At 71.8% G+C, this 4,793-nt stretch carries 3 protein-coding genes and 1 pseudogene; 3 read left to right on the top strand and 1 reads right to left on the bottom strand.

The window, feature by feature from the left end; all coding sequences use genetic code 11:
- The 3 genes and pseudogenes from I73_RS04145 to I73_RS04135 all read left to right on the top strand — a co-directional run.
- A pseudogene (locus I73_RS04145) lies at positions 1 to 525 on the top strand (poly-beta-hydroxybutyrate polymerase); the annotation flags it as partial.
- A gap of 19 nt (positions 526 to 544) precedes the next feature.
- Positions 545 to 3,256, top strand: coding sequence for a magnesium-translocating P-type ATPase (gene mgtA, locus I73_RS04140; RefSeq protein ID WP_022979458.1), 2,712 nt, complete (start codon positions 545 to 547; stop codon positions 3,254 to 3,256).
- Positions 3,257 to 3,365: 109 nt separating this feature from the next.
- On the top strand, positions 3,366 to 3,845 hold the full coding sequence (locus tag I73_RS04135; RefSeq protein WP_022979457.1) for a hypothetical protein: 480 nt from the start codon (positions 3,366 to 3,368) through the stop codon (positions 3,843 to 3,845).
- Positions 3,846 to 3,864: 19 nt separating this feature from the next.
- On the opposite strand, the gene I73_RS04130 is transcribed toward I73_RS04135, so the two are convergent.
- On the bottom strand, positions 3,865 to 4,793 hold a 929-nt coding region (locus I73_RS04130), incomplete at its 5' end, for an RQC domain-containing protein (RefSeq protein WP_022979456.1).

Raw genomic sequence — 4,793 nt, 5'->3', positions numbered from 1 at the left:
CAGCCCAACGACCTGATGCCCTGGAACAGCGACACCACCCGCATGCCGGCGGTGATGCACAGCGAGTACCTGCGGCGCTGCTACCTGCGCAACGAGCTGGCCGAGGGCCGCTTCCCGGTGGAGGGTCGGGCCGTGTCGCTGGCCGACATCCGGGTGCCGATGTTCGTCGTGGGCACCGAGAAGGACCACGTCTCGCCCTGGAAGTCGGTCTACAAGATCCACCGCCTGGCCGACACCGAGATCACCTTCGTGCTGACCAGCGGTGGCCACAACGCCGGCATCGTCAGCGAGCCCGGCCACCCGCACCGCCACTACGCCATGCTGACCCGCCCGGACGACGGCCCCTGGCTGAGCTGCGGCGACTGGCAGGAACAGGCCCTGCCGCAGGACGGCTCCTGGTGGACCGCCTGGCACACCTGGCTGCTGGGCCACAGCAGCGGCACGGTGCCGGGCCGCCTGCCGCTGGAAGACGCGACGCTGGGTCCGGCGCCGGGCCACTACGTTCACCAGCACTACCTGGACTGAGCCCGCGCCGTCTCAGCCCATGCCCCAGGCCCCGGCCCGTCCCCGCGGCGGCTTTGCCCGCTTCCTGCACCGCCAGCACGGCAGCCACCGCTTCCGGCGCCTGGCCTGGTGGGGCCATGCGGTGGGCGGCGCCTCGCACCGCCATGCGGCGGCCCAGGTGGGCGGCGCCCTGCGGGGGGCCGCGCGGCTCTCGCCCGAGGCGGCCCTGGCGCACTGGCACAGCAGCACGGAGGGCCTGAGCGAGGCCCAGGCCCAGCGGGTGCGCCGCCGCGTCGGCCCCAACCAGGTCGGCACCGAGAAGCCGCTGCCCTGGCCCTTGCACCTCTGGCAGGCCTACCGCAGTCCCTTCAGCCTGCTGCTCACCGCCCTGGCCGCCATCTCCTGGCTGACCCAGGACCTGCGCTCGGCCATCGTCATCCTGGCCATGGTGACCCTGGCCACCGGCATGCGCTTCGTGCAGGAGCGGCGCAGCAGCCATGCCGCCGATGCGCTCAAGGCCATGGTGAGCAGCCAGGCCAGCGTGCTGCGTCCCGGCCAGACGGCGCAAGAGGCGCCGATGGCCCAGCTGGTGCCGGGCGATGTGGTGCAGCTGTCAGCCGGTGACATGGTGCCGGCCGATGCCCGGGTGCTGTCGGCCAAGGATCTGTTCGTCAACCAAGCCGCCATGACCGGCGAGAGCCTGCCGGTGGAGAAGCACGCCCGCGCACTGGAGACCGTGACCGATCCACTGGCGGCGGACAACCTGGTCTTCATGGGCACCAACGTGGTCTCGGGTTCGGCCACGGTGCTGGTCGTGGCCACCGGCTCGCTCACCTTCTTCGGCGCGCTGGCCGGCCACGCCGCCAGCACCGAACGCGTGCCCACCCAGTTCGAAGCCGGCATCAACCAGGTCAGCCGCCTGCTGCTGCGCCTGATGGCCGTGATGGTGCCGCTGGTGCTGCTGTTCAATGGCTGGGGCCATGGCAACTGGCTGGAAGCCTTTCTGTTCGCCCTGTCGGTGGCGGTGGGGCTCACGCCCGAGATGCTGCCGATGATCGTCACCAGCACGCTGGCCAAGGGCGCGGTGGCCATGGCGCGGCGGCAGGTGATCGTCAAGCGGCTGGACGCGATCCAGAATCTGGGCGCCATGGACGTGCTGTGCACCGACAAGACCGGCACGCTGACGCAGGACCACATCGCGCTGTCGCATGCCATCGATGCCTGGGGCCGCCCCGACGACGGCCCGCTGCGCTGGGCCTGGCTCAACAGCCAGCACCAGACCGGTCTGAAGAACCCGATGGACCGCGCGCTGCTGGCCCGCGGCGACCTGGCCAGCGCCTGCGGTGGCTGGACCAAGCTCGACGAGGTGCCCTTCGACTTCCAGCGCCGGCGCATGTCGGTGGTGCTGCAACCGCCGGCCGCAGAGGCTGCCGCCCGCCTCGTCTGCAAGGGTGCGGTGGAGGAGGTGCTGGCCTGCTGCCAGGCCGTGGTGGCCCGCGAGGGGCAGGGTGAGACGGCACAGCCGCTCACGCCCGAGCGGCTGGCCGAGATCCGCGCCACCGCGGCACGCCTGAGTGCCGAAGGCCTGCGGGTGGTGGCCGTGGCCTGGCGCGAGGCACCGCCCCAGGCGGCCTACCATGTGACCGACGAGACCGCACTGACCCTGGCGGGTTTCGTCGCCTTCCTGGACCCGCCCAAGGACAGCACCGCCCCTGCGCTGCAGGCCCTGGCCGCGCACGGCGTGACGATCAAGGTGCTGACCGGCGACGGCGATGCGGTCACCCGCCAAGTCTGCCAGCAGGTCGGCCTGCCGGTGACGGGCCTGCTGCTGGGCGCGCAGGTGGCGGCCCTGGACGACACCGCACTGCAGGCCGCCGTGCAAGAGGCCAACGTGTTCGCCAGGCTGGCGCCGCAGGACAAGGAGCGCATCGTGAAGGCGCTGCGGGCCCAGGGCCATGTGGTGGGCTTCATGGGGGACGGCATCAACGACGCCCCGGCCCTGCACGCGGCCGACGTGGGCATCTCGGTCGACTCGGGCGTGGACATCGCCAAGGAGGTGGCCGACATCATCCTGCTGGAGAAGAGCCTGCTGGTGCTGGACGCCGGCGTGGTGGAGGGCCGAAAGACCTTCGCCAACATGCTCAAGTACATCAAGATGGCCGTCAGCAGCAACTTCGGCAATGTGCTGTCGGTGCTGGCGTCCAGCCTGCTGCTGCCCTTCCTGCCCATGCTGCCCATGCACCTGCTGGTGCAGAACCTGCTGTACGACTTCAGCCAGGCGGCCGTGCCCTTCGACCGGGTGGACGCCGACCTGCTGGACCGCCCGCAGCGCTGGAACCCCGACGAGCTGGGCCGTTTCATGCTGACCTTCGGCCCCATCAGCTCGGTCTTCGACCTGGCCACCTTCGCGCTGATGTGGTGGGGCTACGGCGCCCAGACAGTCGCCCAGCAGACGCTGTTCCAGAGCGGCTGGTTCGTCGAGAGCCTGCTGACCCAGACCCTGGTGGTCCACCTGATCCGCAGCCCGCGCCTGCCCTTCATCGGCAGCCGCGCCGCGCCGGCCCTGCTGGCCACCACCGGCGCCCTGGCGGTGCTGGCCCTGTGGCTGCCCCAGGGGCCGCTGGCGCCCTGGCTGAAGCTGCAGCCGCTGCCGGCCAGCTACTTCGCGGTGCTGCCACTGCTGCTGCTGGGCTACATGGCCGGGGTCCAGTGGGCCAAGCAGCACTGGGTGCGCCGCCACGGCTGGCAGTGAGCGCCCCGCCCGCCGCAGCGCATCCTCAGGGCTGAGGTTGCCTCCGCCTCGCGTCGCCTCAAGACTGTCCCGCAAACAGTGGACGGCAGACCGAGGGAGAGACGAGCACATGGACCTGATCCAGGCCCTGAGCCGAGGCCCGCAGCAATGGCGCGGCCTGGGACGCAACCACGAGGACGAGGAGTTCACCGGGCGGATGGCCTTGCAGCCCCTGGTGGAGGAGCGCGGCGTGCTGCTGCGCTACCGGGCGCTGCGGCTACCGGACGGTCGCCTGGTGCACGAGGAGGCGACGCTGCTGGCCCGTGACACCGAGGGCCGGCTGTGCCTGTGGCCGGTCATGAGCGAGCTACCCGGCATCTGGTGCCACCGCATCGTGCTGCCTGCGGGGCGGCAGGACGCCGCCCCCGACACGCAGGGCCGCTGGGAGGTCTGCTTCGCCACCGGCCCGCGCGAAGCCCAGGACAGCTTCCGCGAGGAGATCCGGCTGACACTGGACCCCGCCGGCGAGCTGCGGTATGCCCATGCCTGGGGCCTGCCCGGCGGCGACTTCGGGGAGCGCTCGGCCTGCGCGATGCGGGCCCTGCCCTAGGGCGGCGTCAGGCCCCGGCTCAGTGGGGCTGTTCTTCCAGCACCCGCAGGATCTGGCGGCCGTAGGCCTCGAGCTTCTTGGCGCCCACGCCGCTGACCTGGCCCAGCTCGGTGAGAGAAGTCGGCGCCTGCTCGGCCATCTGGCGCAGCGTGGCGTCGGTGAAGACGATGTAGGCCGGCAGGTTGTGCTCGCGCGCCACCTCGGCCCGCCAGGCCTTGAGCGCCGCGAAGCGGGCCTGGCCCTCGGCATCCAGCGTGGCCAGCACCGGCGCGGCTGTGCTGCGGCTGCTGCCGGTGCTGCTGCGCGAGCGCCGGCCGCGCGGCGTGGGCGCCTTGGGCTCGCGCAGCTCGATCTTCACCTCGCCGCGCAGCACGGCGCGGGCGCTCTCACCCAGCGCCAGGGTGTTATACTCGCCCTCGCTGAGCACATGGCCCAGGGCGATCAGCTGGCGGATGACGCCGCGCCACTGGGCCTCGCTCAGCTCGCGCCCGATGCCCCAGGTGGAGAGCTGCTCGTGGCCGCGCTGGCGCGTCTTCTCGGTGGACTGGCCGCGCAGCACGTCGATCAGGTGGCCCGAGCCGAAGCCGAAGCCCGAGTGCTGGTGGCAGCGGTAGATGCAGGACAGGGCCATGCGCGCCGCCTCGGTGGCATCCCAGCGGGCGGGTGGCTCCAGGCAGTTGTCGCAGTTCATGCAGCGCCAGCCCTCGGGGCGCTCCTCGCTGAAGTACTGCAGCAGGCGCACGCGCCGGCAGTCCAGGCTCTCGCACAGCGCCAGCAGGGCGTCGAGCTTGCCGCGCTGCAGGCGCTTGAACTCGTCCTCGGCCGTGCTCTCGTCGATCATGCGGCGCTGGTTGACCACATCGGCCAGGCCGTAGGCCATCCAGGCCTGGGCCGGCTCGCCATCGCGCCCAGCACGGCCGGTCTCCTGGTAGTAGCCCTCGATGTTCT

The sequence above is a fragment of the Ideonella sp. B508-1 genome (assembly GCF_000333615.1).
GTDB lineage: Bacteria > Pseudomonadota > Gammaproteobacteria > Burkholderiales > Burkholderiaceae_C > Ideonella.
The sequence above is the reverse complement of the archived record's forward strand: the minus strand, read 5'-3'. Positions and strand labels throughout refer to the sequence as shown.